Origin of the sequence: Stenotrophomonas maltophilia (genome assembly GCF_013464915.1) — a bacterium.
Classification (GTDB): Bacteria; Pseudomonadota; Gammaproteobacteria; order Xanthomonadales; family Xanthomonadaceae; genus Stenotrophomonas; species Stenotrophomonas maltophilia_AT.
Genome location: NZ_RAVT01000012.1, coordinates 32609 through 55088, shown reverse-complemented (window position 1 = coordinate 55088; position 22480 = coordinate 32609). Strand labels below are relative to the sequence as shown.

Annotated in this window: 27 protein-coding genes; 13 read left to right on the top strand and 14 right to left on the bottom strand. The window is 66.2% G+C overall.

Annotated elements, in window-relative coordinates:
- Positions 1-76: 76 nt before the first annotated feature.
- Both D7T59_RS04330 and D7T59_RS04325 read right to left on the bottom strand, forming a co-directional pair.
- Complete coding sequence (locus D7T59_RS04330) at positions 77-1144, bottom strand: TonB family protein (RefSeq protein WP_180851055.1); 1068 nt, start codon at positions 1142-1144, stop codon at positions 77-79.
- A gap of 99 nt (positions 1145-1243) precedes the next feature.
- On the bottom strand, positions 1244-2131 hold the full coding sequence (locus D7T59_RS04325; RefSeq protein ID WP_106548723.1) for a hypothetical protein: 888 nt from the start codon (positions 2129-2131) through the stop codon (positions 1244-1246).
- A 93-nt stretch (positions 2132-2224) separates the two neighbouring features.
- Here D7T59_RS04325 and D7T59_RS04320 point away from each other — a divergent pair, with 93 nt between their 5' ends.
- Entirely contained in the window at positions 2225-3520 is a 1296-nt protein-coding gene (locus tag D7T59_RS04320; RefSeq protein ID WP_099551602.1) for an acetyl-CoA C-acetyltransferase, read from the top strand.
- Between the two features lie 118 nt (positions 3521-3638).
- On the opposite strand, the gene D7T59_RS04315 is transcribed toward D7T59_RS04320, so the two are convergent.
- The 3 genes from D7T59_RS04315 to D7T59_RS04305 form a co-directional block, all read right to left on the bottom strand.
- Positions 3639-4934 (bottom strand): heme biosynthesis HemY N-terminal domain-containing protein, encoded by a 1296-nt coding sequence (locus tag D7T59_RS04315; RefSeq protein ID WP_180851056.1) that lies wholly within the window; start codon positions 4932-4934, stop codon positions 3639-3641.
- A gap of 6 nt (positions 4935-4940) precedes the next feature.
- Positions 4941-5918 carry a uroporphyrinogen-III C-methyltransferase gene (locus D7T59_RS04310; RefSeq protein ID WP_164137342.1) on the bottom strand — a complete coding sequence of 326 codons (978 nt, stop codon included), beginning with the start codon at positions 5916-5918 and terminating at the stop codon, positions 4941-4943.
- 103 nt (positions 5919-6021) lie between these two features.
- Positions 6022-6831 (bottom strand): uroporphyrinogen-III synthase, encoded by an 810-nt coding sequence (locus tag D7T59_RS04305; protein ID WP_180851057.1) that lies wholly within the window; start codon positions 6829-6831, stop codon positions 6022-6024.
- A gap of 35 nt (positions 6832-6866) precedes the next feature.
- Between D7T59_RS04305 and D7T59_RS04300 the strand changes: the two genes are divergently transcribed.
- The 5 genes from D7T59_RS04300 to D7T59_RS04280 all read left to right on the top strand — a co-directional run bounded on the left by D7T59_RS04300 (position 6867) and on the right by D7T59_RS04280 (position 9951).
- Positions 6867-7334 (top strand): YiiD C-terminal domain-containing protein, encoded by a 468-nt coding sequence (locus tag D7T59_RS04300; RefSeq protein ID WP_008266702.1) that lies wholly within the window; start codon positions 6867-6869, stop codon positions 7332-7334.
- 32 nt (positions 7335-7366) lie between these two features.
- Positions 7367-7792, top strand: a complete 426-nt coding sequence (locus D7T59_RS04295) for a hypothetical protein (protein WP_049429838.1) — start codon at positions 7367-7369, stop codon at positions 7790-7792.
- Positions 7793-7849: 57 nt separating this feature from the next.
- On the top strand, positions 7850-8287 hold the full coding sequence (locus tag D7T59_RS04290; RefSeq protein ID WP_004153552.1) for a rhodanese-like domain-containing protein: 438 nt from the start codon (positions 7850-7852) through the stop codon (positions 8285-8287).
- 99 nt (positions 8288-8386) lie between these two features.
- Positions 8387-8905, top strand: coding sequence for a protein-export chaperone SecB (secB, locus tag D7T59_RS04285; protein WP_004153553.1), 519 nt, complete (start codon positions 8387-8389; stop codon positions 8903-8905).
- A 20-nt stretch (positions 8906-8925) separates the two neighbouring features.
- Positions 8926-9951 carry an NAD(P)H-dependent glycerol-3-phosphate dehydrogenase gene (locus D7T59_RS04280; protein ID WP_164137340.1) on the top strand — a complete coding sequence of 342 codons (1026 nt, stop codon included), beginning with the start codon at positions 8926-8928 and terminating at the stop codon, positions 9949-9951.
- Between the two features lie 67 nt (positions 9952-10018).
- Here D7T59_RS04280 and D7T59_RS04275 read toward each other — a convergent pair whose 3' ends face one another.
- Complete coding sequence (locus tag D7T59_RS04275) at positions 10019-10474, bottom strand: YybH family protein (protein WP_180851099.1); 456 nt, start codon at positions 10472-10474, stop codon at positions 10019-10021.
- A gap of 135 nt (positions 10475-10609) precedes the next feature.
- Here D7T59_RS04275 and D7T59_RS04270 point away from each other — a divergent pair, with 135 nt between their 5' ends.
- Entirely contained in the window at positions 10610-11284 is a 675-nt protein-coding gene (locus D7T59_RS04270; protein ID WP_180851058.1) for an Ivy family c-type lysozyme inhibitor, read from the top strand.
- Between the two features lie 60 nt (positions 11285-11344).
- Here the strand turns inward: D7T59_RS04270 and D7T59_RS04265 are convergent, their stop codons facing one another.
- Positions 11345-11719 (bottom strand): hypothetical protein, encoded by a 375-nt coding sequence (locus D7T59_RS04265; protein ID WP_180851059.1) that lies wholly within the window; start codon positions 11717-11719, stop codon positions 11345-11347.
- A gap of 1416 nt (positions 11720-13135) precedes the next feature.
- Here D7T59_RS04265 and D7T59_RS21245 point away from each other — a divergent pair.
- Positions 13136-13387 (top strand): helix-turn-helix domain-containing protein, encoded by a 252-nt coding sequence (locus tag D7T59_RS21245; protein ID WP_343203072.1) that lies wholly within the window; start codon positions 13136-13138, stop codon positions 13385-13387.
- Here the strand turns inward: D7T59_RS21245 and D7T59_RS04255 are convergent.
- The gene (locus tag D7T59_RS04255; RefSeq protein ID WP_180851060.1) at positions 13373-14062 is read right to left on the bottom strand and encodes a DUF2306 domain-containing protein; all 690 of its coding nucleotides are present in this window, start codon (positions 14060-14062) and stop codon (positions 13373-13375) included. The two genes, D7T59_RS21245 and D7T59_RS04255, sit on opposite strands and share 15 nt — an antisense overlap.
- 68 nt (positions 14063-14130) lie before the next feature.
- Between D7T59_RS04255 and D7T59_RS21240 the strand changes: the two genes are divergently transcribed.
- The 4 genes from D7T59_RS21240 to D7T59_RS04240 all read left to right on the top strand — a co-directional run bounded on the left by D7T59_RS21240 (position 14131) and on the right by D7T59_RS04240 (position 17102).
- Positions 14131-14259 carry a hypothetical protein gene (locus D7T59_RS21240; RefSeq protein WP_258012920.1) on the top strand — a complete coding sequence of 43 codons (129 nt, stop codon included), beginning with the start codon at positions 14131-14133 and terminating at the stop codon, positions 14257-14259.
- Positions 14260-14315: 56 nt separating this feature from the next.
- Positions 14316-14687: a VOC family protein gene (locus D7T59_RS04250; RefSeq protein WP_180851061.1), complete on the top strand. Its 372-nt coding sequence runs from the start codon at positions 14316-14318 to the stop codon at positions 14685-14687.
- Between the two features lie 102 nt (positions 14688-14789).
- A complete protein-coding gene (locus tag D7T59_RS04245) occupies positions 14790-15752 on the top strand; it encodes a GlxA family transcriptional regulator (RefSeq protein WP_180851062.1) in 963 nt (320 codons plus the stop codon).
- Positions 15753-15923: 171 nt separating this feature from the next.
- Entirely contained in the window at positions 15924-17102 is a 1179-nt protein-coding gene (locus tag D7T59_RS04240) for a M23 family metallopeptidase (protein WP_180851063.1), read from the top strand.
- A gap of 115 nt (positions 17103-17217) precedes the next feature.
- On the opposite strand, the gene arsB is transcribed toward D7T59_RS04240, so the two are convergent.
- The 3 genes from arsB to D7T59_RS04225 are packed head-to-tail and all read right to left on the bottom strand — an operon-like array spanning position 17218 to position 19133.
- Positions 17218-18249, bottom strand: a complete 1032-nt coding sequence (arsB, locus tag D7T59_RS04235) for an ACR3 family arsenite efflux transporter (RefSeq protein ID WP_180851064.1) — start codon at positions 18247-18249, stop codon at positions 17218-17220.
- Positions 18250-18262: 13 nt separating this feature from the next.
- A complete protein-coding gene (locus D7T59_RS04230; protein ID WP_180851065.1) occupies positions 18263-18766 on the bottom strand; it encodes an arsenate reductase ArsC in 504 nt (167 codons plus the stop codon).
- A 37-nt stretch (positions 18767-18803) separates the two neighbouring features.
- Positions 18804-19133, bottom strand: coding sequence for an ArsR/SmtB family transcription factor (locus tag D7T59_RS04225; protein WP_180851066.1), 330 nt, complete (start codon positions 19131-19133; stop codon positions 18804-18806).
- Positions 19134-19150: 17 nt separating this feature from the next.
- On the opposite strand from D7T59_RS04225, the gene arsH reads away from it, so the two are divergent.
- A complete protein-coding gene (arsH, locus tag D7T59_RS04220; RefSeq protein WP_180851067.1) occupies positions 19151-19879 on the top strand; it encodes an arsenical resistance protein ArsH in 729 nt (242 codons plus the stop codon).
- A gap of 23 nt (positions 19880-19902) precedes the next feature.
- Here the strand turns inward: arsH and D7T59_RS04215 are convergent, their stop codons facing one another.
- The 3 genes from D7T59_RS04215 to D7T59_RS04205 form a co-directional block, all read right to left on the bottom strand.
- Positions 19903-20589, bottom strand: coding sequence for a L,D-transpeptidase family protein (locus D7T59_RS04215; protein ID WP_106548737.1), 687 nt, complete (start codon positions 20587-20589; stop codon positions 19903-19905).
- Positions 20590-20755: 166 nt separating this feature from the next.
- A complete protein-coding gene (locus D7T59_RS04210; RefSeq protein ID WP_010487149.1) occupies positions 20756-21028 on the bottom strand; it encodes a hypothetical protein in 273 nt (90 codons plus the stop codon).
- Positions 21029-21317: 289 nt separating this feature from the next.
- The gene (locus tag D7T59_RS04205) at positions 21318-22388 is read right to left on the bottom strand and encodes a serine hydrolase domain-containing protein (protein WP_258012921.1); all 1071 of its coding nucleotides are present in this window, start codon (positions 22386-22388) and stop codon (positions 21318-21320) included.
- Positions 22389-22480 lie beyond the last annotated feature (92 nt).

The following is a 22480-nucleotide window of genomic DNA, read 5'->3' as shown; positions in this document are numbered from 1 at the left end:
GCAAGCCGGCGTTTTTCTTTGCACTGCGCACTGCTTCCTGTAGAGCCGAGCCCATGCCCGGCTGCCTTTGCTGGGGTCAGGGGGATCGCAGCAATGTGTCGCGTCGCTGCCGCAGTTCAGCACATTCGGCGGGGCCGCTTTCACACAGGATCGAGATATCGGTCTGCATGTGGGCCTTGCCCGTCTTGGCATCGATCACTTCGCGCTTGAATGTGCGCACCACGGCCGGTGCCGTGCGGTGGGGCGGCACCATCACCAGCCAGTGGGTCATGGTCACCGGCTTCAACCGTCCCTCGGTCATCTCGACTTCCCGCATGATCGCGCCAAGACTGGTGTTGTAGAGCGTCATTCCGGGCTGACTGGACTGATCCGGCGCAAGATCTACGCCCTTCATCTTCGGCAGCGCTTCAACGAAGCCGGCGACGGTGCCGAACTCCAGCAGGGCATCATTTGCGATCACCACATCATCCGGCTCCGGCTCTGATGCCGCCGTGGCCGCTGGCTGGCTCCGCGGTTCGAAGTTGAATGACTGGGTGAAGCTGATCCAGGGGTGCTTCACGGGCGCGTCCGGCGGGCAGGTCAGCCGCCAGTTCCGTGCGGCGGTGAGCAGCGTGTCATCAATGCGCGCATCCCCGCTGCTCCGGCCGATCTTCACCTCCGTTCTTGCCGGATCGCCGGCCACCGGGCGCAACCAGACCTCCGCCGAGCCGCGCAAACCACTGGACCGCAGTGCGCTGGAGAACCTGGGTTCGTTGTCCGCCCAGCTCAGGCGGTCCAGCCGGCAGGCCGGTTCCGGAACAGGCACGACCGGTTGCGCGATGCCGCCCTGGCCCTGGCACTGATACTTCCAGCTGAGGGCCGCCTGCCGGGCTGCATCATCCAGCACCCGGTTGCGGGAGCCGTTCAGCACGCGCGCATCGTGGGCGCGGCCCTGCGCATCCACGTTGACCTGCACCTTGACCGTGTTGCTGAAGCGGATATGGCTGTCATAGACCGCGGGCTCCGCCACGGCAGCAGCGAAGGCCGGCGCAACTGTGCAGGTGGGTGTCGCGGCGACCGGTGTCGCTGCCTGGGCCATGATCGGAAGGCCACAGATGGCTGTGGCAAGCAGGGTCAGCCCTGCGCATTGAAGCGTATGCAGCATGCAGTTCGTCCTTGACTGCGCATGAGTGGTCCATGCACAAGCCAGCAATGGTGACACATCGCGCCGCCGAACCGGTTGGCGGCGCGTGGTGCGGCTTGATCAGCGCGCCAGCAGCTCGCGCGCGTCCTGGCCGGCCTCGCAGTGCACGAACAGCACCGGCACGCCATGCGCTTCCAGCACCGCAGCCATCTGCCGCTGGCGCATCAGGAACTGCTCGTAGATGCCCTTCAGGCGATCGCAGTCGTTGTTGCCGTGGTTGTAGTGCGCGCACCAGCCGGCCGGGTCGAACAGCGCCATGCGCGCTTCGCCATGCGTATAGCGCAGCAGCGGCTCGGGCGCGGCGTTGAGCCACTCGTCCTCGCCTGGCGCCATGATCGCGGTCTCGATCAGCGGCCACAGCGCGGCCAGGCCCTGGTTGTCGTACTGCATCGACATCATCGCGGCCAGATCATTCACGGTGAAGTAGCGCGCGTGCTCGATGCGGGCACCGAAGGTGTTCTGCGCCATCAACGCGGTATCGGCATGCGCCATGCCGTTGGCCAGCAGCGTTTCTTCCAGCGCGTTGGCGACGGCGTTGGTGGTGGCCACGTCGCTGCCGGTCAGCAGGAACGGCACCACGCGCAGGCCACCACCCACCAGGCTGGCATCGGCCTGGAACGGCAGCGGCACGTCACCCTGGGCGTCGGTACCGAAGGCGAGCAGGCGAGGGCCCTGGTTGCGGCCCGGGGCGCGCATCTGCAGTTCTTCCAGGCGGCGATGGATCGGCCAGCCCGGGCGCAGCACTTCGGCCGGGTCGAAATGGGCGGCGGCGAACACCAGGTCCAGCTCGGCCACCTGCGGCACCAGCTTGGACAGGTCGCGGCCGACGCGATCGGCCAGTTCACCGGCCTGTTCGGCGCTGAGTACCGCCTGGCGGGGGATTTCGCCGCCGGCCAGTTCCAGGGCCAGCACGCCAAGGGCATTCATCGCGGGGTCGGGTTTGCTCATGGTTCCACGGTTGGCCCATCACAGGGCGGCAGCTACACTTGGCTCCATTATGCCTGCTCCGTCGTGCAGGCCATGTTGCAGACACCCTCATCCATGCCAGGTATCTCCATGCCCAACGCTCGTCCCGTCGCCATCCTCGGTGGCGTCCGCATTCCGTTCTGCCGCCAGAACACCGCGTATTCGGATGTCGGCAACCTCGGCATGTCGGTCCGTACGCTGGGCGCGCTTGTTGAACGGTTCGGCCTGCACGGCCAGCAGCTGGGTGAAGTGGCGATGGGTGCGGTGATCAAGCACTCCAGCGACTGGAACCTGGGCCGCGAAGCCACGCTGTCCTCCGGCCTGTCGCCGCTGACCCCGGGTATCACCCTGCAGCGCGCCTGCGGTACTTCGCTGGACAGCATCATCACCGTCGCCAACAAGATCGCGCTGGGCCAGATTGAATCCGGCATCGGCGGCGGTTCCGATACCACCTCCGACGTGCCGATCGTCTACGGCAAGAAGCTGCGGGCGCGCCTGCTGGCGGCCAACCGTGCCAAGAGCACCGGCGACAAGATCCGTGCGCTCACCGCCGGCTTCAAGTTCTCCGAACTGAAGCCCGAGTTCCCGGGCGTGGCCGAGCCGCGCACCGGCAAGAGCATGGGCGACCATTGCGAGGACATGGCCAAGGAATGGAACATCTCGCGCGACTCGCAGGACGAGTGGGCGGTGTCCTCGCACAAGAAGCTGGCTGCCGCTTATGAGCGCGGCTTCTTCAACGACCTGATCGCACCGTTCCGTGGCGTCGAGCGCGACAACATCCTGCGCCCGGATACCTCGCTGGAAAAGCTGGCCACACTGAAGCCGGCCTTCGACAAGGTCTCCGGCCGTGGCACGCTCACCGCCGCCAACTCCACCCCGCTGACCGACGGTGCCGCCGCGGTGCTGCTGGCCAGTGAAGAGTGGGCGCGTGCACACGGCCATGAGCCGCAGGCCTATCTGCGCGACGCGCATGTCTCTGCGGTGGACTTCGTGCATGGCGAAGGCCTGCTGATGGCGCCGACGGTGGCCGTGCCGGAAATGCTCAAGCGCAACGGCCTGACCCTGCAGGACTTCGACATCTACGAGATCCACGAAGCCTTCGCTGCACAGGTGCTGTGCACCCTGCGCGCGTGGGAGAGCGAGGATTACTGCCGCAACCGCCTGGGCCTGGACGCGCCGCTGGGCCGCATCGACCCGGACAAGATCAACCTGCTGGGCTCGTCGCTGGCCACCGGCCATCCGTTCGCCGCCACCGGCGCCCGCGTGATCGCCACCGCGGCCAAGCAGCTGGCCGAACGCGGCGGTGGCCGCGCGCTGGTCTCGATCTGCACCGCCGGCGGCATGGGCGTGGTGGCGATCGTCGAACGCTGATCGCTGGGACCGCACGCCAACCAGGGTTGGCGACTACCGGGTTCCACAGATGAAAACGCCGCCCAGTGGGCGGCGTTTTTTCTTGCTCCGGTGGGTGCCGACCGTTGGTCGGCACGCTTCACGGCAACCGCGGGTTGCCGAATTCGTCGCGCTCTTCGTTGGCGTCATACACCGGCGGCTGCACCGCAATCGGCTGCTCTTCCACCGTGGCCCGCGACGGCGCTTCAATGCTGCGCACCAGCGCCACGCTGTCCTCGCCGCGCTGCAGGCGCAGCGCATTGGCCAGGCACTGCGCGGCCAGTGCGTGCTCGCCACGCTGCGCGAACAGTTCTCCCAGTGCTTCCCAGGCCGGAGCACCGGCGCCAGCGGCAATGGCCTCGTGCAGGAACGCATCGGCGGCATCCCACTGCTGCTGGCCCAGTGCCACGCGGCCCTGTGCCAGGCGCAGCGCGGCCGAGTCGTCATGCACGTTGCGCCAGCGCGCCAGGTTGGCTTGGCGCGTCGCCAGGCGCTCGGCGGGCAGGCGGCCATACAGCGCCACCAGTTCGTCGTCCCAGCGATGGTCCAGGGCCTGCTCCAGCGCCAGCAGCGCGGGCTCGTCCCAGTTCAGTGCCACCGCGCGGCTGGCATAGGCGCCGACCACGTCCGGAGTGGGGCGCAGCGCCTTCGGCGTGGCTTCCCACTGCGCGGCCAGCGCATTGACGTCGGCTGCTTCCAGCAGCGCCTGCGCCGCCAGGCGTGCTTCCAGTTCGCTGCTGGCATCGGCCGGCAGCACCTTGCTCTGCCGCAGTGCACCCAACTGGCCATACGCCTCGTGGGCGCGACCGGCCTGTGCCAGCGCTTCGGTGCGCAGCCACAGGCCACGCGGCGGCAGCGGCTGGATCGCCGCCACGTCCAATGCGTTGATCGCATCCACCGGCAGATCGCGCGCCAGCAGCTGTTCGGCGCGCAGCAGCGCCTGCAGGGTGGCATCGCTTTCGCCCAGACGCTGCAGCAGGGCTTCACCGGCCGGGCCGTCCGCACGTGCCTGCGCGCTGCGCACGGCATTGGCCAGCGCCACCGCACTTACCTCCGGATCCTTGGCCGCGCCATCCAGCAGCTTTTCGGCACGCTGCCACTGGCCATGTTCGTAGGCCTGCAGGCCGTCGATCAGGCGCACCCGGCCCTGCTTGCGGCGGTAGCGGCCCCAGGCCCGGAACGGTGCGGCAATCAGGCTCCACAGCAGCCACAGCACCAGCACTGCGATCACCGACAGCAGCGCCACCTTCGGCAGGTTGCTGTGGTAGTCGTAGCCGCCGTAGCGCAGTGTCACTTCGCCGAAGCGGTTGAGGTCATCGGCGCCGAGCCATTGCGCGGCGACCACGCCGATGGCCACGGCCAGCAACAGCACGACCAGGGATTGCAGGGGTTTCATGCGGGATTACCTCCGGTCGGTCTGGGTGCGCAGTTGCTGCAGGGTGCTGCCAAGAACGGCGTTGCTGGCCTGCAGCGGAAGCTCGCGCAAGGCCTTCAGTTCAGCACGTTGCGCGCGCAGGGCTGGTGAATCCGGCCAGCGTCGCTGCGCCCAGTGCTCCACGCGTGCCAATGCGGTATCGCGGCCGGCGCGGTCGCCGCGTTCGATCGCGGCGCGCGCCAGGGTCAGTTCCAGTTGCAGTGCATCGTCGGCGTTGCGGCGTTCGGCAGCGGTCAGCGGGCCGTTCTGGCGGCTCGGTGTGATGTCCACGAACGGGGCCAGCGTCGATTGCCACCACGGTTTTGCGGTGTCATTCGCAGCGTTGCCGGTTACCTGCGAGGGCAGTCCCTGCAGTGCCCTGGCCAAGGCATCCAACCGCTGCAGCGACTGCACGCGCGGGCCGGCGCCCAGCGCATCGAGCGCATCGCGCTCCTGCACCAGCGCCTGGCGCAGGTTCAGGCCCTCGCTGTCGGGCAGATCGGCCAGCGCGGTGGCCGCCTGCGCGTACAGACGGCGCGCGCCGTCCACGTCGTCGGCGAAGTTGAGGCGCTGCGCGGCCTGGGTCAGCAGCAGCTCGGCCTCATCGCGCTGTACCGCCTGGCGGCCCTGGTTGGCGCTGTCGGCCAGCTTGGCCAGGTTCTCTTCCAGCAGTGCACTGCGCTGCGAGAGGCCCAGCATCTCGTCGCGCAGCACACGGTTGGTGGCCGCCGCATCCTGCAGGCGCTGGCTGGTCGCGCGCTGGTCACGGCGCAGCGCGTCCAGCGTGGCTTCCAGGCCCTGCAGCTGCACGGCGGTGGTCTGCGCCTGTGCGTGCTGTTCTTCCTGTTGCTGCTGCCAGAAGTACCAGCCGGCATAGCCGCCCGCACCAAGCACGACCACGCCGGCCAGCGGCAGCAGCCAGCGCACGGGTCGATGGGGTGGAGCAGCGGGCGGAGTGTCGTTCATCGGGCTTCCTTGTCGGCTGTGTTGCCAGTCGGTTCCGGCAGGCCGCGTTGTGCACAGCATCACTGTTGCCGACGGCAGCGGCAAGCGTGACGCATGTCCCTGTTCAGGTCGCTGCCGGGCCGGTGAGCGTGGCGTGTGCAGCGGCGACCAATTGTTCAGTGGTCGGCCCGGCACTGCGCACGACACGGTGCAGTCCCAGGCTGCGAGCCTGTTCGCCCAGCCGATCGCTGGCGACCACGATGCTGGCGTGTGCCTGCAGACGCTGCTGCAAGGCGGCCGGGATCTGCCGCCAGAAATGCTGAAGCGCTTCGCCACTGCTGACCGCAAGCACCCAGGGGGACGCTGAACGCGCCAGCCGGGCCAGCGCACGGGGCGGCAGGCGCAGCAGACGGCGCTGATAGACGTCTGCGCGTTCGAGGGTGGCGCCAGCCGCCTGCAGCTGCGCGGCAATCACGCCGCGTCCACCTGGGGCGGTGACCAGGCCGATGCGCAAGCCCTGCACCTGCGCCAGAACCGGCAGGGCGAGCAGGCCTTCGCTGTCCATCCGTTGCGGGGCATGCACCTGGTCAAGGCCCTGCGCCCGCAACGCGCGCGCGGTGCCTTCGCCCACCGTCAGCCAGGGGCTGCGCTGGGCGTCGGCCAGCGGCAGCAGCGCGGCGGCTGCGGCCACCGCAGCCGGGCTGGTGAACACCACCCGATCGCAGTTCAGCGCGCGTTGCAGCTGGCGCACCACTGGCGTGCCCTGCAGGCGTTGCAAGCGCCAGGGCGGCAGGGCCACTACATGCCCGCCCAGCCCAGCAACGGCGCGGCGCAGCGCCGCGTTCTGGCCCCGCGGGCGCAGCGAAATGAAGGTCCAGCCCGCCTCGGAACCGGCAGCGCCAGTGGGTATCGTATGGTCGGCCATTGCCTGCATTATGCGGGCCCTTCGTTGTCGTGGTCGCTGCTCCGATGTCCGTTGATGCCCTGACTTCCTCGTTGGCCGCCCTGCAGGACGTGCTGGACTGCATGCCGGCGGTCCGCGCCATGCAGATCCAGCTCGACGGCTATGCCGACGGCGTGCTGCGCATCACCGCGCCGCTGGCCGCCAACGTCAACGACAAGGGCAACGCCTTCGGTGGCAGCCTCGCCTCGGTGCTGACCCTGTCGGGCTGGGCACTGGTCAGCCTGCGACTGCGCCTGGCCGGCCACGATGCCGAGGTCTACGTGGCCGACAGCAACCTGCGCTACCTGGCCCCGGTCTACGAAGACCTGCATGCCCACGCCGAAGCGGCCGAAGCCAGCGGCTGGGACGCCTTCCTGAATACCTTCCGCCAGCGCCGCAAGGCCCGCATCAGCATCATCGCCACCCAGCCCGGCGCCGACGGCAAGCCCGCCGCCGAGTTCAGCGGTCGCTTTGTTGCCTTCGCCAAAGGGTAGGATGGCAGGCTGACGTTCTGGGGAAACCACCGATGCGCCGCCTGATCCAGTTCCTGATCTGCTCCCTGCTGCTGGCCAGCGCCGCAGCCTCGGCCGACGACCTCAGCCGCAAGCAGCGCAAGCTGCTGGAAGAGACCCAGATTGCTTACGGGGCGACCATCCGCTGGGGCAGCATGGACGATGCCATCGGCTATCTGGACCCCAAGCAGCGCAAGGAAAAGCCGCCCACCGAGTTCGAGCTCAACCGCTACGCGCAGCTGCGCGTGTCGTCCTACCGCGAGCGCAGCAGCGCCGCGCTGGAAGGCGGCCTGGTCGAGCGCCGGGTCGAAATCGGGGTGATCAACCAGAACACCCAGGCCGAGCGCACCGTGATGGTGGTCGAGCGCTGGCGCTGGGATCCGGAGGCCAAGCGCTGGTGGCAGACCGCCGGCCTGCCGGACCTGTGGAAGGGGCAGTGACGGGCCGCGTCCGGCTTGTGCGACAATCGGCGCCCGCTTAATCGACCCGTGACCTGAGTGAATTACGAAGAGTTGCTGGCCTTTGCAGGCCGAAACCCGATGCTGTCCGCGGCCCTGGTCGGCCTGACCGTGGCCATCATCGTCACCGAGATCCGCCGCCTGTTCCGGGGCTTCAAGGGCATCAAGCCCGCCGAACTGACCCAGCTGATGAACGCGGGCGGCACGGTGGTGGTCGACCTGTCGGCCAGCGGTGACTTCGAGAAGGGCCACATTGCCGGCAGCCGCAACGCCCAGGCCAGTGCCTTCGGCCCGGACAACAAGCTGGTGGCCAACGCCAAGCAGTCGCCGGTGGTGCTGGTGTGCCGCAGCGGCAACGCCTCGGAAACCGCCGCCAAGGCACTGAAGAAGGCCGGCTTCGAGAAGGTCTACGTGCTCGACGGCGGCATTCCCGCCTGGCAGCAGGCCGAGCTGCCGCTGGTCAAGGGCCGCAACTGATTGCCGCAGGTGGCGGATCCGGCCTTGTATGGGCCTGATGCCGCCCCCATCGCAGTAATTCGACCATCGTTTTCATTGCATTCATTGGAGTTACTGGAAATGTCCGAAGAGATCACCAACGGCGCCGCTGCGCCGGTCGATGCCGCCACCGGCCCCGCTTTCACCGTCGAGAAGATCTACGTCAAGGACGTCTCCTTCGAGTCGCCGAACGCTCCGACCATCTTCAATGACCAGGTGCAGCCGGAGCTGCAGCTGAACCTGAACCAGCAGGTGCAGCGACTGGGTGAGAATGCCTTCGAAGTCGTGCTGGCCGTCACCCTGACCTGCCAGGCCGGTGAGCGCACCGCCTACGTGGCCGAAGTGAAGCAGGCCGGCGTGTTCGGTCTGGTCGGCCTGGACCCGCAGTCGATCGACGTGCTGCTCGGCACCCAGTGCCCGAACATCCTGTTCCCATACGTGCGCCAGCTGGTCAGCGACCTGATCCAGGCCGGCGGCTTCCCGCCGTTCTTCCTGCAGCCGATCAACTTCGAAGGCCTGTACGCAGAAACCCTGCGCCAGCGCCAGGAGCAGGGCGACGCACCGTCGCTGGCTGACTCCGAGCCGGCCGGCAACGCCTGATTCCGGCTGCGACGTCACGGATGAGCACTACCGCTGACAAGATCGCCGTGCTGGGCGCCGGTTCCTGGGGAACCGCGCTGGCCAGCCTGCTCGCACGGCACGGTCACCCGACCGTGCTGTGGGGGCGCGACGCTGCCGTGGTCGAAGCCATCGACCAGCGCCACGAGAACCCGCGTTACCTGCCGGGCATCCCGCTGCCGGACAGCCTGCGTGCCACCACCAACCTGGCGTCGGCGGTGGAGGGCGCGGCCTGGATCCTGGTGGTGACACCGTCGCACGCCTTCGGTGAAACCGTGCGTGCGCTGGCACCGCTGCGTCCGGCCGGTGCCGGCGTGGCGTGGGCCACCAAGGGCTTCGAACCCGGTTCGGGCCGCTTCCTGCATGAAGTGGCGCGCGAAGTGCTGGGCGAGGACGTGCCGCTGGCCGTTGTCACCGGGCCGTCGTTCGCCAAGGAAGTCACCCAGGGCCTGCCGACCGCGATCACCGTGCACGGCGACGTGCCCGAGTTCGCGCAGACGGTGGCCGAGGCCATGCACGGCCCGGCGTTCCGCGCCTATACCGGCGACGACATGGTCGGTGCCGAGCTGGGCGGTGCGATGAAGAACGTGCTGGCCGTGGCTACCGGCGTGGCCGATGGCATGCAGCTGGGCCTCAATGCCCGAGCCGGCCTGATCACCCGTGGCCTCAACGAGATGCTGCGCCTGGCCGCTGCGATCGGCGCCAAGCCGGAAACGCTGATGGGCCTGGCCGGCCTGGGCGATCTGGTGCTGACCTGCACCGGCGACCTGTCGCGCAACCGCCGCCTGGGCCTGGCCCTGGGCCGGGGCCAGACGCTGCAGGATGCCGTGCGCGAGATCGGCCAGGTGGTCGAGTCGGTGCAGACCGCCGACGAAGTGATGCGACAGGCACGCCGCCATGGCATCGACCTGCCGATCTCCGATCGCGTGCGTGCCGTGCTGCACGGCGAGCAGACGCCGGAAGAAGGCCTGCGCGCATTGCTGGCGCGGGAACAGAAACCGGAATACCCGGACACGCTGTTCAAGTGAATCGAAAACCCCGGCCACGCGCCGGGGTTTTTTTTCGGTAGCGCCGGGCCATGCCCGGCGGAAACCATCACCGCGCGCGCGGCGGTGCGTTGCCGTTGTCCATGTCCGAGAAGATCAACCACGGCCCTTCGCCCACGCGCTTCAGCGTCAGCGTGAATTTGCCGGTATCCCCCACGTTGTTGCCGTAGCCGTAGGCACCGATGATGTAACCCGTGTTCCCTTCCATCGCATACGCCAAGGCACGCAACCGCAACGGGCTGCTGCCCTGGCCGGCATACGCGGCCTCGATCGCGCTGCGCCCGCGCACCGGTGGCTGGTTGCTCTGCAGCACAAAGCCATCCTCGGCGAACAGCGCGGCCAGTGCCTTGGCATCACCCGTGCGCCAGGCCTGCTCGTAGTCGCGCAGCACGCGATCCAGCGGTGCGGGCAGGTCTGCGTCGGGCAGGCGCGGCGCAGGCGTCGTGCCTTCAGCCCCGAACGCCATTGCCGGCGTTGTCAGCAGCAGGGCATTGCAGAAGATCATGGCGAGTCGTTTACGGCGCATGCGTCCGGCTCCAGGCGATGACGGGAAGCTACGGACGCATCCTAGCGCGGTGCTGGTTAGAATCACGCGGCCGCCGATTCGGCGGATGCAGCGCAGATCAGACAAGGACACGCGATGAAGATGCGAATGACAGGGATGGCGATGATGGCCGCGCTGCTGGCAGCCTGCGGGCAGGCACCGGAGAAGACTGGCGAGACTGCACCTGCTGCGGCGCCAGTGCCGACCACCGAAGCACCGGCCGCCACGGCCACAGTGATCGAGAAGGAACCGTCCATCGAAGACGGCGTGGATCCCGCGGTGTGGGACAACGAAGGCGAACCGGAAGACCCGAGCGCCGGCGGCGAACTGACCTGCGCGGACAACCCGCTGGCGACCCACTTCTTTACTCTGGTGGGCGGCAACAGCGTCGACGACTGCGGCCGCAAGGACCCGAAGGTGCTGGCCGCGTTCGATGCGCTGATGAAAGGCACGCAGGACGCCGAATCCACCGACAAGGACATCCCGTCGCTGCGCAAGCGCCTGTTGAGCGGCCCCAGCGGCCCTGGCGAGCTGGTCGTGCTGCAGGGCGAGCCGTGGTGGTTCTACACCGCCTGCCAGGCCCACGACTGCCCCGGCACCGCGTTGGCGATGTTGTATTCGCCCGACCAGTCGAAGATGGTCGGCCGTCTTACCGCGCGCTGCCGTGTGTGGTGGCTGGGCGAGCCGACGGCGGAACAACGTGCGCTGATTGAACGCGAGCGCCCGCTGGACGAAGCGCTGCTGAAGAACGAGGGCGATGCCTGCGAGTAATGCAGAGCCCGCGGTAGCGCCGGGCCATGCCCGGCGGAACAGCAGGCGACACTACCCGTATCACTCCTCCGGCCGCATGCGCATGCCGATCTGCGCGTTCAGGGCCAGCGAGACCATGGCCAGCCCCTCCAGCACGCGATCACCCACATACTCGGCGTCTGCGCCGTTCTGACGCACGCGCTCAGCGGCCAGCAGCAGTTCCAGCGTCACGCGCTGGCCGGCCAGTGCACAGTCCGCATCGCCCAAGGCCATGCGGCGGCCGGGCATCTGGTGACGCTCGGGCCACGGCTGGCCATCGGCGGCGGCACCCTTGCCGATGCGGTCGAGCGTGGTGATGAAACCGAGGGGATCGCGTGCGTCCGGTGCTTCCGAAGGTGCGTCGGCGTTGGCGAGTACGCACTGCGTGCGCAGGCGGGAGGAGTCGGGTGTGCTCATGGCAGGTGCTCCGTGCAGGACAGACGGCAGCCGCCACGCAAAGGTGGCGGGCGGAGACGTGGTTCGAAAACCGGGCGCTTGTTGAAACCGGCAGGCACAAGGCCTCCACGCTCCGCCCGCCATAACCGGCAGACGGATTGCCCGCCGACGCCACGAGGAGTGACGCCGACGGGCAAGCGTTGTCAAACAAGCGCACGGGTTTTCGAAGCCCGGCCACCCTTTTCCGGTGGCCCGCCATCTGTACCGCCGCCGCTGCGCAACGCCAATCAGAAGTGTTGCAAACAGCGTTTGATCGAAGACGCTTTCAGCATTCTTGCATGCTGTTAAGTGGCCGCAGACCGGGGCGCCGCAATGGCCGCAGCCGCTTGGGCAATATGCGACACGGATCGAACTTGGCTTCCTGGCGTGCGGTGCACGCAGCGGGATGAATGCGACAAGGCGCGCCCATCGAAGGCACGGCCTATGCCGTTTGTCCTGTTCTTCCCCCCCGAAATGGACTGCTAAGCTGCGGCCCATCCCACCGCCAACCGCCCCCTTACATGGCTTTCTGGATCGTCGTCTTCGCCATTGGCGCCGCACAGGCCGCGCTGCTGGCGTTGGCCCTGTGGCGCCGCCCGGTCAACGCCGGGGCGAACCGGGTGCTGGCGGTGTGGATCGCACTGATCGGCATCGATCTGGCGGTGAAGGCGGTTTACTGGAACCCGTCCTACCCCACGGCCGGCAAGGCGCTGCGCTTCGTCGGCCTGTTCCCGTTCCTGTACGGCAGCCTGTTCTATGTCTACGTCAGGGTCCTCACCGAAGCGCGGGCCGCGCGCTGGCGCGACAGTGTGCATTTGTCCGGGTTCATCATCGTGCTGGCCCTGCATGCAGGTTTCTTCCTGCGTGGGTGGGTACCGCCCGAAGGTATCCACGCGCGTCTGCTGACGGGCATTGATGAACTGGAATGGATGCGGTTGAACATCGTGCTGTACGCGTACAGCCTCAGCTATGTGATCGCTGGCCTGCTGCGGGTCTGGCGTTACCGGCGCGGGCTGCTGCAACGACGTTCGGATGCCGATCGGATGTCGTTGCACTGGATCGATGCGATGGCGATCTCGCAGATTGCCATCTGGTTCGTTGCCACCCTGCAGTGGCTGGTCCGGATTCCCTGGATCGACTATCCGTTGATCTACGGCCTGGTCGCGGCCTGGGTTTTCCTGATGGGCTATTTCAGCCTCACCCAGGTGGCCGTGGTGGTGGAACCGGCCATTGAACCCCCGCCAGCCGAGCCCGACACGGCGTCGAGTGCTGAGGATCCGCGCTTTGCCGATGTCGAGACACGTCTGTCGCAACTGATGACCGATCAGCAGCTGTACCGCGAACCGGCGCTCACCATCGGCCAGCTGGCCAAACGTTCCCGCTACCCCCGAATACCTGGTGTCGGCGGTGATCAACCGCCGCTTCGGCGAGAACTTCTGGGACTACATCAACCGCCAGCGGATCGAAGCCGCCGCTGCCCATCTGGCCGACGGTGCCGACACCCGGACCATTCTCGATATCGCCTATGCCTGCGGCTTCACGTCGAAATCGACGTTCAACGCGGCGTTCAAGCGCCAGTTGGGTGAAACGCCCAGCGTCTTCCGCAAACGCCATGCGATGGCTGACGCCCCGGAATCACCGAGCCGCTGACAACGCCGTGGCCGGTGGCCGTCGGGGCCAACGCAACACCAGTTCACAGACGGCCAGGTTGAACACCCAGCATCCCCAGGCGGCGGCCAGGTAAACCGTGGGGAAGGGCAGGTGCAGGACACCCAGCCCGATGCCCAGGATCAACCGGAACGATACTGCCGACGCGGTGAGGGCGATGCTGCGCCACATCCATTGCCGGTGCCTGGCGAGGTTGCCAGCCAGCGCGTGGCCGATGCCGATACCGGTTGTGGCCAGCCATGCCACGGCCAGCAGGCCAAAGGCGATGCCGGTGGGCGCACCGCCTTCGGCATGCAGTGCCAGGGAGAGTCCGGCCAGCCCGGCAATCAGCACCCCGCCTGTGTACAACCCGCCACTCAGCCGGTGCAGTCGGGGGGCGCGCCGCTGGATCCATCCGTTCATCTGCAACGGCGCCAGCAACAAGGCCAGCCCGCCGCCGAAGAGGTGGGCGGGAACATCCAGGCCGGATGCTGCGAACTTCATCTGCAGGGGATTGCCCGCGTGCGGCTGGCCGTACAGCACGGTGAAGGCGTAGGCCGCCACGGCGGCGCAGAGCAGGGTGAATACCAGCCCGGCCGTCCAGCGGACGGCCTTCGGAAAGCGGTGTGGCATCTCGGAACCTCGGTGTTGGCGGAGGTTCGAGCGTGGGTGCGGCATGCTGAAAAAGCGTCCGGATCGGCGGAGTCGTACCTGGAAGCCGCGAAGAGACAGGACCAGGACCGCCGATGAACAACGCCGGCGATGGCTTCCAGGTTCGCATGCTGCTTCAGCAGACGGTCGGGATCCTTGCCGGTCCCGACAACACGAACCGGGTGGCGGCGGTGGCACCCCGGGAGCCTGGCACGCAGCCCTGAGCCTGGCCGGACGCTATCATCGACCAGCACCTGGGCATGAAAGGGATCCCAAGCCTATGAAGATCGAGTCCATCTCTCCGATCCTTTCAGTAGACCACCTTGCAGAATCGATGGACTTCTACCGCAACGTACTGGGGTTCGATCTGGCATGGTCGTGGGGCGATCCGCCCGACATGGCCGCGGTTTGCCGGGATGGTGTGGAGATCGCCCTCACGCAGCGGGCCGGCAGCAAGCCTGCAGGTGCTGCACATATCCATCTGCGCGTATCAGGCATAGACGACTATTACGAAACCCTTGTGGGCCTGGGAGTCACGGTCATCGTCCCCATCGGAGACAGACCCTACGGCATGCGTGATTTCCGGATAGCAGACCCAAGCGGCAACGAACTCAGCATTGGCCAGGACATCTGCAACAGGGACAGCGCCTGACAGCTATCAGGTGATGACCGCTTCGCGGATATGCTGTCAGCCTTGCTGCCAACTCCCGAAGGACGACCTGTCATGGAGCGGGTTCCCACCCGAAAGGTCTGCATGCTTGCCTACGCCGGTGCCCAGTCACTGGATATCAGTGGGCCGATGGAGGTGTTCGCGCTGGCAAGTCGCCAGGCCCAGGAGGACCGTCCTGGCAGTGGTCCGATCTACGCGGTAAAGCTGCTTGCCATGGACGCACAGCCCATCGTGATGTCTTCCGGCATTCGCCTGCTGCCCGATCTGGTGTATGCGGATATGCCTGATGACACCGATACCCTGCTGGTCTGTGGAGGCATGGGAAACTCGCTGGATATCGTCAGGGCTGATCGGATGCTGGTTGCATGGCTGGGCTCGGTTGCATCACGTGTGCGGCGGGTTGCATCGGTGTGCAGTGGTGCGCTCCTGCTGGCAGAAGCAGGCGTGCTTGATGGACGCCAGGCCACCACACACTGGAGCGATGCAAGCGAATTGCGTGAGCGTTACCCGAAGGTAAGGGTGCAGGCCGACGCGATCTATACCAGGGACGGCCCCGTGTGGGCGTCGGCCGGAATCACCGCAGGAATGGATATGGCCCTGGCCATGGTCGCGGAGGATCACGGCCCCTCGCTTGCGCTCAAAGTGGCAAAGCGCATGGTCATGGCCAGCAGGCGCTCAGGCGGGCACAGCCAGATCAGCCGCCAGTTGCAGTCCCTGGACCTGCCCGACGCGTTCCAGAAACTGGAGCAGTGGATGCGGGAGAACCTGCATCTTCGTTTGGGCGTGGACGAGCTCGCGCAGCGTTCCCACATGAGCCCCAGGCACTTCAATCGCCGGTTCGTTGCTGCGTTCCGTCTCACTCCCCGGAAGTATGTCGAGCAGCTGCGCGTCGATGCAGCCAGACTGTTGCTGGAAGCTACCCGGAAGGACGTGGGGTGGATTGCCACTGAATGCGGATATGGATCGGCCGATGCACTGCGGAGGGCCTTCCTCCGCCAGATGGGCCAAACACCCAGCGCGTACAGGACAGGGTTTGGTTCCCGGTGATATGTCTCGATTCGTCGGGTTCATGTCCGCATCTGCCCGTGGACATCAGCTACGTTACCGGCCTTGCATCACGGAGGCACGTTCCAGCATGAAGAGGCGCGTTGGGTCCACTTCTGATGTGAGCCGTTCCCACAGTGTTTCTGTGCTCATTCCCCTCCAGGACAACATGTGATGAGCTCCACGTTGCGTTGCCTCGGTCTTCTTGCGGGTCTCAGCCTCGCCATGCCCGCCCGTGCATCATCCGTCGAGCAGCTTCCGCTTCCGGTGGGGTGCCAGGTCGTCCAGCGAACCGATGCGGCGGGCCGAGCGGTAGATGTGGCCGAGCCCGCATTTCCTCCGGTCCAGCTCGAGGTCCGTACGCCTTTCGCACCCAGCGCCTTCAGTGCGGGCGGCTATCGCTATCTTGTCTACGAACTGCAGCTGCAGAACCGATCCGAAGACGCGTTGCACATCAACGCGCTGGATATTCTGGCGTCCGCGCCAGACGGCGGTGATCGCCTGCTCACTGTTTCCGGAAACACCCTGCGTGACCAGATGACCCTTGTCGGCGGCGGCTCCATCGATGCCGCGCATACGTTGCAGGCGGGGCGAGCCGCAACGGTTTTCCTCTGCATCGCCTTCAATGAAGCATCGCCTGTGCCGGAGCGGCTTGTGCATCGCATTGCCCTGGATGGAGCGGCAGCCGAAGGCCTCGAGCTGGCGACACGGCATGGCGTCGTGAAGGTGTTGTCCAGTCCCGTCCGCGGCAGTCACTGGCTGGCCGACAACGGTCTGGCACTGGACCGCCACCATCGGCCGGGCGTGTTCGTCGCTGGTGGCGTCGCGCAGATCTCGCGCCGATATGCCATCGACTGGAAGCGCCGTATCGATGGCGACCTTTTGAAGGGTGATCCGCGGGATGTGCGGAGCTACCACGCCTACGGGCAGCCGGTGTTCGCAGTCGCCGATGCCACGGTCGTCGAAGCCAGGGGCGGGTTCCCGGACAACATACCCAGGACATCGGCAGGATTCACCCCTGCAGTGCCGTTGAGCATGGAGTCGTTGGCAGGCAACTCGGTGGTGCTTGACCTGGGTGAAGGCCAGTTTGCGCACTATGCACACCTTCAACCTGGAAGTGTCACCGTCAAGGCCGGCCAGCACGTTCGGCGCGGAGAACCATTGGCAAACATCGGCAATTCGGGTGATGCACGCTGGCCTCACCTGCATTTCCAGGTGACCACCGGGCCCGGAATCATGAGCAGCGAAGGGATTCCCTTCGTGCTTGATCACTTCCGCATCAGGGAGCCCTCTGGCAAGTGGGACGCGAGGCGCAGCGAGTTTCCGCTGCCCGAGCATGAGCTGGATTTCTGATACCGAAGGCGAGCAAAGGCACCGCCGTCTGGCGGCTCACAACCGTGGTCAGATGGTCCGGGGAGAAGATCTGCTGCCGGCCAGCAGCAGACCTGCCTGGCAGCGTCCTGCGCTGTCAGCGCTCCGCACGCTTTTCATACCAGCCCTGGGTACGATTCACGATCCGCACCACGGACAGCATCACTGGCACTTCGATCAGCACGCCGACGACCGTGGCCAGCGCCGCCCCTGACTGCACGCCGAACAGCCCCACCGCTGTCGCCACCGCCAGTTCGAAGAAATTGCTGGCGCCAATCAACGCCGAAGGGCCGGCCACGCAATGGGCCACGCCCAGGCGACGATTGAGCAGGTAAGCGAGGCCGGAAGTGAAATAGACCTGGATCAGGATCGGCACGGCAATCAGCGCGATCACCAGCGGTTGCTCCACGATCTGTCGGCCCTGGAAGCCGAACAGCAGCACCAGTGTGAGCAGCAGCGCGCACAGCGAGACGGGCCCCAGCTTGCGAAGCACCCGCAGCAACGCTGCCTCGCCACTCCGCATCAGGATCCAGCGCCGCAGCAACGCAGCCGCCAGCACCGGCGCCACGATGTAGAGGCCCACCGACAGCAGCAGCGTGTCCCACGGCACGGTGATCGCCGACAGGCCGAGCAGCAATGCAACCACCGGTGCGTAGGCAACCACCATGATCGCGTCGTTCAACGCCACCTGGCTCAGGGTGAAATTCGCCTCGCCACGGCACAGGTTGCTCCAGACGAACACCATCGCGGTGCAGGGCGCGGCTGCCAGCAGGATCAGCCCGGCGATGTAGCTGTCGATCTGTGCTGCTGGCAACCAGTCGGCGAAGGCATGGCGCAGGAACAGCCAGCCCAGCAACGCCATCGAGAATGGCTTCACCGCCCAGTTGATGAACAGCGTTACGCCGATGCCCTTCCAGTGCTGCTGCAGCTGGTGCATCGCAGTGAAGTCGACCTTCAGCAACATCGGGATGATCATCAGCCAGATCAGCACCGCAACCGGCAGGTTGACCTTGGCGATCTCTGCGGATGCCAGCGCGGCAAAAGCGCCGGGCAGGAAGTGACCCAGCAGGGTGCCAGCCGCAATGCACAGCACAACCCATAGGGTCAGGTGTCGCTCGAACAGGCCCATGGCAATGGCACCGTCACGGCGTGCCGTCGGCCGGCAGCAGCTGGCCGATCCGGTCCAGTGCGTGCTGCATTGCCTCGCGGTCAGCCCACACCGATTCGGGCAGCGCGAGCAATGCACGCAGGCGCAGCTTCACGATGGCATGGGCCAGCGCGAAGGCTGCGGCCTTGTCGGCATCGTTGCCCGCTGCGGCCGCCGGATCGGGCAGGCCCCAGTGGCTGCGGATGAAGTCACCGAACACCACCGGGCAGGCTTCGGCGGCTGCCGAATCGCACACGGTGATCACCAGGTCCATCGGGGCCGCGTCCACGAACACATCCCACGATTTGCTGTGCAGGCCATCGATCGGCATGCCTTCGGCCTGCAGCTGCGCCAGCGCGAACGGATTGACCTGGCCGGTGGGCTGGCTGCCGGCACTGAAGGCGGTGAAGCGATCGCCGCCCCAGGCGCGCAGGGTGGCTTCGGCAAGCACGCTGCGGGCGCTGTTGCCGGTACAGAGGAAGAGGACAGAACGGGTCATGGGGCAATCGCCTCGATGGGGCAGGTCGTGTGCGGTGTCAGCACTTGCACGCGGGAGCTGCGGGCACGCACTCCTCGCTGGGTGAACCCGCGCAGCAGTTGTGCGTGAGGTACTCGATCAAGCCGTTCATGGCATCGAAGTTGGCCCGATAGCAGACATGGCGGCCCTGGCTTTCACTCTCCACCAGCCCGGCCTGCACCAGCTCCTTCAGGTGGAAGCTGAGCGTGGCTGGGGGCACCTGCAGGGCCGTGGCGATGTCGCCTGCCATGCGTCCTGCCGGGCCGGCCTCCACCAGCAGGCGGAAAGCGGCCAGGCGGGTGGCGTGACCCAAGGCAGTCAGGGCAGCGATTGCATTCAATGTTTCCATATTTCTAGAATAATCGAATGAATAAGCCAATCACAAGTGCCCATCTGCCGAACCTGGTGGACGGCTCGCTGCCCCAGCCCGATCACCACCAGCTCGCCGCGGCAGATCCGGGACCGCCACGCATCCTCCTGCTCTACGGCTCGCTGCGGCCGCAGTCGTTCAGCCGCAAGCTTGCGCTGGAAGCCGAGCGATTGCTGCGCCATCTGGGGTGCGAAACCCGCGTGTTCGATCCGCATGCGCTGCCCATGCTGGACAGCGTGGATACGAGTCATCCCGAAGTGCAGCGGCTGCGCGCCTGGTCGCAGTGGTCGGAAGGCCAGGTCTGGGTCAGCCCCGAGCGGCATGGCACGGTCACCGGCGTATTCAAGAACCAGATCGACTGGTTGCCGCTGGAAGATGGCAGCGTGCGACCCACGCAGGGCAGGACGCTGGCGGTGATGCAGGTGAGCGGTGGCTCGCAGTCGTTCAACACGGTCAACACGCTGCGCGTACTTGGACGTTGGATGCGCATGCTGACCATCCCCAACCAGTCATCGGTGGCCAAGGCCTGGCAGGAATTCGATGACGACGGGCGCATGAAACCCTCGCCGTACTACGACCGCGTGGTGGATGTGATGGAGGAACTGATGAAGTTCACGCTGCTGACGCGAGGGCGGTCGGACTACCTGGTGGACCGCTACAGCGAGCGCAAGGGCGACGCGCACGCCGCAGCATTGGCGCGGGCCGCAGGGGCTGCGGCTTCCTGAATTCCAATCTGCCGACGAGCGTATTACTTGCTTGCGCGCCGTGCGCCCTTCTCGTCTTCGTCCTTCGCATCTCCGCGACTCTGCGCGAATTCCGGGAACGTCTTCGCGATCGAATCCTTGTCCGGCAGGATGTAGAACACGCCGCCCTTCTCGAACATGGGTTGCACGATCTGCCCATAGAACGCCGGCGAGACGTTGATGCAGCCGTGGGTGACGCGGTTGTCGTCCGGTGTGGGCGATGCCAAGCGCTCGGCGCGCTTTTCCTTCGGGCTGCCCGGCGGCAGCGGATGCATTGAAACGGCGGAATCGTAGTCCACCCACAGCACGCGCCCGGCATCGTCGGAGGGGCCGTAGCCACCAATGAAGCGGCCGGCCGGCGTGGTGCGGTCGTGGCCGGGAATCGCGCTCAGTGCGAGCTTGGCGACGCCGGGTGCGGAATGATCGCCGATGGCCGAACCGAACAGCGCCGGTGCCGCGCCACGCAGCTTGCCGTCGCCGCTGAAGATCAGAACCTGCGCCGCCGCCTTGTCCATGACCGCAAACGGATAGCCCTGGTTGTCCTTGCTGGCGACCACCCAGCCGGCCAGTTCGATCACCGTTTCGGACACGCTCTGGTCAGGCGGAAGTTCATCAACGGCGGCCACTGGTGGTGCAGGTGCGTCCTTGTCCCTGGCGTTGGCTACGCCGCTGCACGCAACGGCCAGTGCCATGGCCAGTGCGGCATGCAGGGCGCGACGTGCAGGGGAGGAGTAGGTACGAATGGCACGGCTCCTTGCAATGCAATCTCGGGTGGAAGGACGCCAGTGGCCGGCGAAGGCCACTGGTTCCCGATACAGAGGTACGAAATCAGATGCGATTCAAACAGTGAGGGAGCGATTACCCGCGCGGCTTGCGGCCGGCAGGTGCCCTTTCAAGCTGCTGCACGCGACCTTCGATCTGGTCCAGACGCTGGTTGGCCTGCTGTGCGGACTGGTTGGCGGACTCCGCACTCTGCGCGGCACCCTGCACCTTCACGTCGAGCTGATCGAGACGCGAGTTGATGGTTGCAAACTCGTTCTTGTAAGAGGCGCAGGCGCCGAGGCTGACGGTGGCGATGAGCGCTACAGCAAGTGCGCGGGCCGTCTTCATGTGTTGCGGGTTCAGGTTCATTGCACTCCCTCCTTCGTCTGGGGAAGCTGGAATATAGCGGCGTTTGTTCCCGTCGCTGACAAGCGCTTTCAGCTGGAATTTGAATACGTGGATGGGCTGTGAAGCCTGCCTGTGACCCCACATTAACAAGCGGGATCAGGCGAGCTGATGCACGTCGGCCGATCGCCTTGCGCCTGTTCAGAACAGCCAATTCATCTGTATGAAGCCGATGTCTGTCTGAGAGGCGTGCGCGTGTTCATAAAGGCTGCAAACGCCGATTGCCTGTTGCCCGTTGCAGCGGCGCGTACGGCTACTTCAACGCAGGCAGCGTGAAGCCACTGCCATAGACAATGCCCACGAGGGTCCGCAGGAAATCAGCGGTTGGAATGCGCTCGCCGTTGGTGGAGTACGCGATCGACACATCATCGGCAGGGTTGTAGATGACGCGCGAATGAGAGCCCAGTACATCGCCGCCGTGGCCGAGGAAGCGCCGCTCGCCGAACGGGAACTCGGCCAGTCCTTTTCCCCAGCCGGCACCGACAGCCGGCGTCATCTGGTCGAGGCTTTCCCCGCGCAGCAGCCGGTAGTGGAACAGCGCATTGATCAGCACGTTCAGTTCGCGCGTGGTGCTGGCGATGTCGCCCACGCCGATCACGTTGGTGTACGCGATGTCCTTGATCTCGTTCCACTGCCCTGCATATGCATAGGACTTGAAGGTGTTGGCGTCGTGCGACGGTGCTGCGGCGAAGTGCTGCAACGCCAGCGGTTGTGCAATCTGCTGTTCGACGATGTGCTGGTAGTCGGTGCCATAGCGCTGCTCCAGGATCATCCGCAGCAGCAGGTAGGCAGAGTTGGAGTAGGCCACGCGCGTCCCCGGCCTGAACGCAGTGCCCTGCCTTCGTATCTCGTCAAGAATCTTCGCCTGGCTCACCCCGTCCACCACCCAGACCGAGCCGTCCTTTATCGCGAAGTTGCCCAGGCCACTGGAATGCGCCAGCAGATGGCCAACGGTGATCCGCTGCGCCGACGGCATATCGGGGAAGAAGTCCGACAGGTGATCGTCCAGGCTCAGCCGCCCTTCTTCGATCAGCTTGAACGCCAGGATGGCGGTGACCATCTTGGTCACCGAAGCGATCTGGTAGCGGGTGCTGTCGTCGTGCGCGACAGGCGGCAGGTTCTTCTGCCCGAAACTCCTGTTGTAGACCTCCCGCCCGTTTCTGAAGACGGACACGCTGCCGACGCCGGCGTTGTTCTTCTCGACCTGATCGAGGAAGTCATCCAGCGTGCCCGCATTGACCCCCACCGCAGAAGAGGCCGCATTCGCGACGTGCGCAAGCATCGACACCGTGAGCAGCAGAAGCAGGCAAGCCAGTCTCTTCATCGTGCAACCCTGGGTTGGAATGATGTGTACGCAGCACCGACGGAGTTCCCTGAACGGGAGCCTTATTTATACACCAGTCAGTTCAATATTCA

Bases quoted from the DNA above. Each gene is read 5' to 3' on its own strand.
- D7T59_RS04210 (WP_010487149.1), bottom strand. From the start codon at position 21,028: ATGAACCTGAACCCGCAACACATGAAGACGGCCCGCGCACTTGCTGTA.
- D7T59_RS04245 (WP_180851062.1), top strand. From the start codon at position 14,790: ATGCTTGCCTACGCCGGTGCCCAGTCACTGGATATCAGTGGGCCGATG.
- D7T59_RS04305 (WP_180851057.1), bottom strand. From the start codon at position 6,831: ATGCAGGCAATGGCCGACCATACGATACCCACTGGCGCTGCCGGTTCC.
- D7T59_RS04275 (WP_180851099.1), bottom strand. From the start codon at position 10,474: ATGATCTTCTGCAATGCCCTGCTGCTGACAACGCCGGCAATGGCGTTC.
- D7T59_RS04240 (WP_180851063.1), top strand. From the start codon at position 15,924: ATGAGCTCCACGTTGCGTTGCCTCGGTCTTCTTGCGGGTCTCAGCCTC.
- secB (WP_004153553.1), top strand. From the start codon at position 8,387: ATGTCCGAAGAGATCACCAACGGCGCCGCTGCGCCGGTCGATGCCGCC.
- D7T59_RS04255 (WP_180851060.1), bottom strand. From the start codon at position 14,062: ATGCCGCACCCACGCTCGAACCTCCGCCAACACCGAGGTTCCGAGATG.
- D7T59_RS04250 (WP_180851061.1), top strand. From the start codon at position 14,316: ATGAAGATCGAGTCCATCTCTCCGATCCTTTCAGTAGACCACCTTGCA.
- D7T59_RS04270 (WP_180851058.1), top strand. From the start codon at position 10,610: ATGAAGATGCGAATGACAGGGATGGCGATGATGGCCGCGCTGCTGGCA.
- D7T59_RS04295 (WP_049429838.1), top strand. From the start codon at position 7,367: ATGCGCCGCCTGATCCAGTTCCTGATCTGCTCCCTGCTGCTGGCCAGC.
- D7T59_RS04280 (WP_164137340.1), top strand. From the start codon at position 8,926: ATGAGCACTACCGCTGACAAGATCGCCGTGCTGGGCGCCGGTTCCTGG.
- D7T59_RS04265 (WP_180851059.1), bottom strand. From the start codon at position 11,719: ATGAGCACACCCGACTCCTCCCGCCTGCGCACGCAGTGCGTACTCGCC.
- D7T59_RS04205 (WP_258012921.1), bottom strand. From the start codon at position 22,388: ATGAAGAGACTGGCTTGCCTGCTTCTGCTGCTCACGGTGTCGATGCTT.
- D7T59_RS04320 (WP_099551602.1), top strand. From the start codon at position 2,225: ATGCCAGGTATCTCCATGCCCAACGCTCGTCCCGTCGCCATCCTCGGT.
- D7T59_RS04215 (WP_106548737.1), bottom strand. From the start codon at position 20,589: ATGGCACTGGCCGTTGCGTGCAGCGGCGTAGCCAACGCCAGGGACAAG.
- D7T59_RS21240 (WP_258012920.1), top strand. From the start codon at position 14,131: ATGAACAACGCCGGCGATGGCTTCCAGGTTCGCATGCTGCTTCAGCAG.
- D7T59_RS04230 (WP_180851065.1), bottom strand. From the start codon at position 18,766: ATGACCCGTTCTGTCCTCTTCCTCTGTACCGGCAACAGCGCCCGCAGC.
- arsB (WP_180851064.1), bottom strand. From the start codon at position 18,249: ATGGGCCTGTTCGAGCGACACCTGACCCTATGGGTTGTGCTGTGCATT.
- D7T59_RS04225 (WP_180851066.1), bottom strand. From the start codon at position 19,133: ATGGAAACATTGAATGCAATCGCTGCCCTGACTGCCTTGGGTCACGCC.
- D7T59_RS04300 (WP_008266702.1), top strand. From the start codon at position 6,867: ATGTCCGTTGATGCCCTGACTTCCTCGTTGGCCGCCCTGCAGGACGTG.
- arsH (WP_180851067.1), top strand. From the start codon at position 19,151: ATGAATAAGCCAATCACAAGTGCCCATCTGCCGAACCTGGTGGACGGC.
- D7T59_RS04325 (WP_106548723.1), bottom strand. From the start codon at position 2,131: ATGAGCAAACCCGACCCCGCGATGAATGCCCTTGGCGTGCTGGCCCTG.
- D7T59_RS04310 (WP_164137342.1), bottom strand. From the start codon at position 5,918: ATGAACGACACTCCGCCCGCTGCTCCACCCCATCGACCCGTGCGCTGG.
- D7T59_RS04315 (WP_180851056.1), bottom strand. From the start codon at position 4,934: ATGAAACCCCTGCAATCCCTGGTCGTGCTGTTGCTGGCCGTGGCCATC.
- D7T59_RS04330 (WP_180851055.1), bottom strand. From the start codon at position 1,144: ATGCTGCATACGCTTCAATGCGCAGGGCTGACCCTGCTTGCCACAGCC.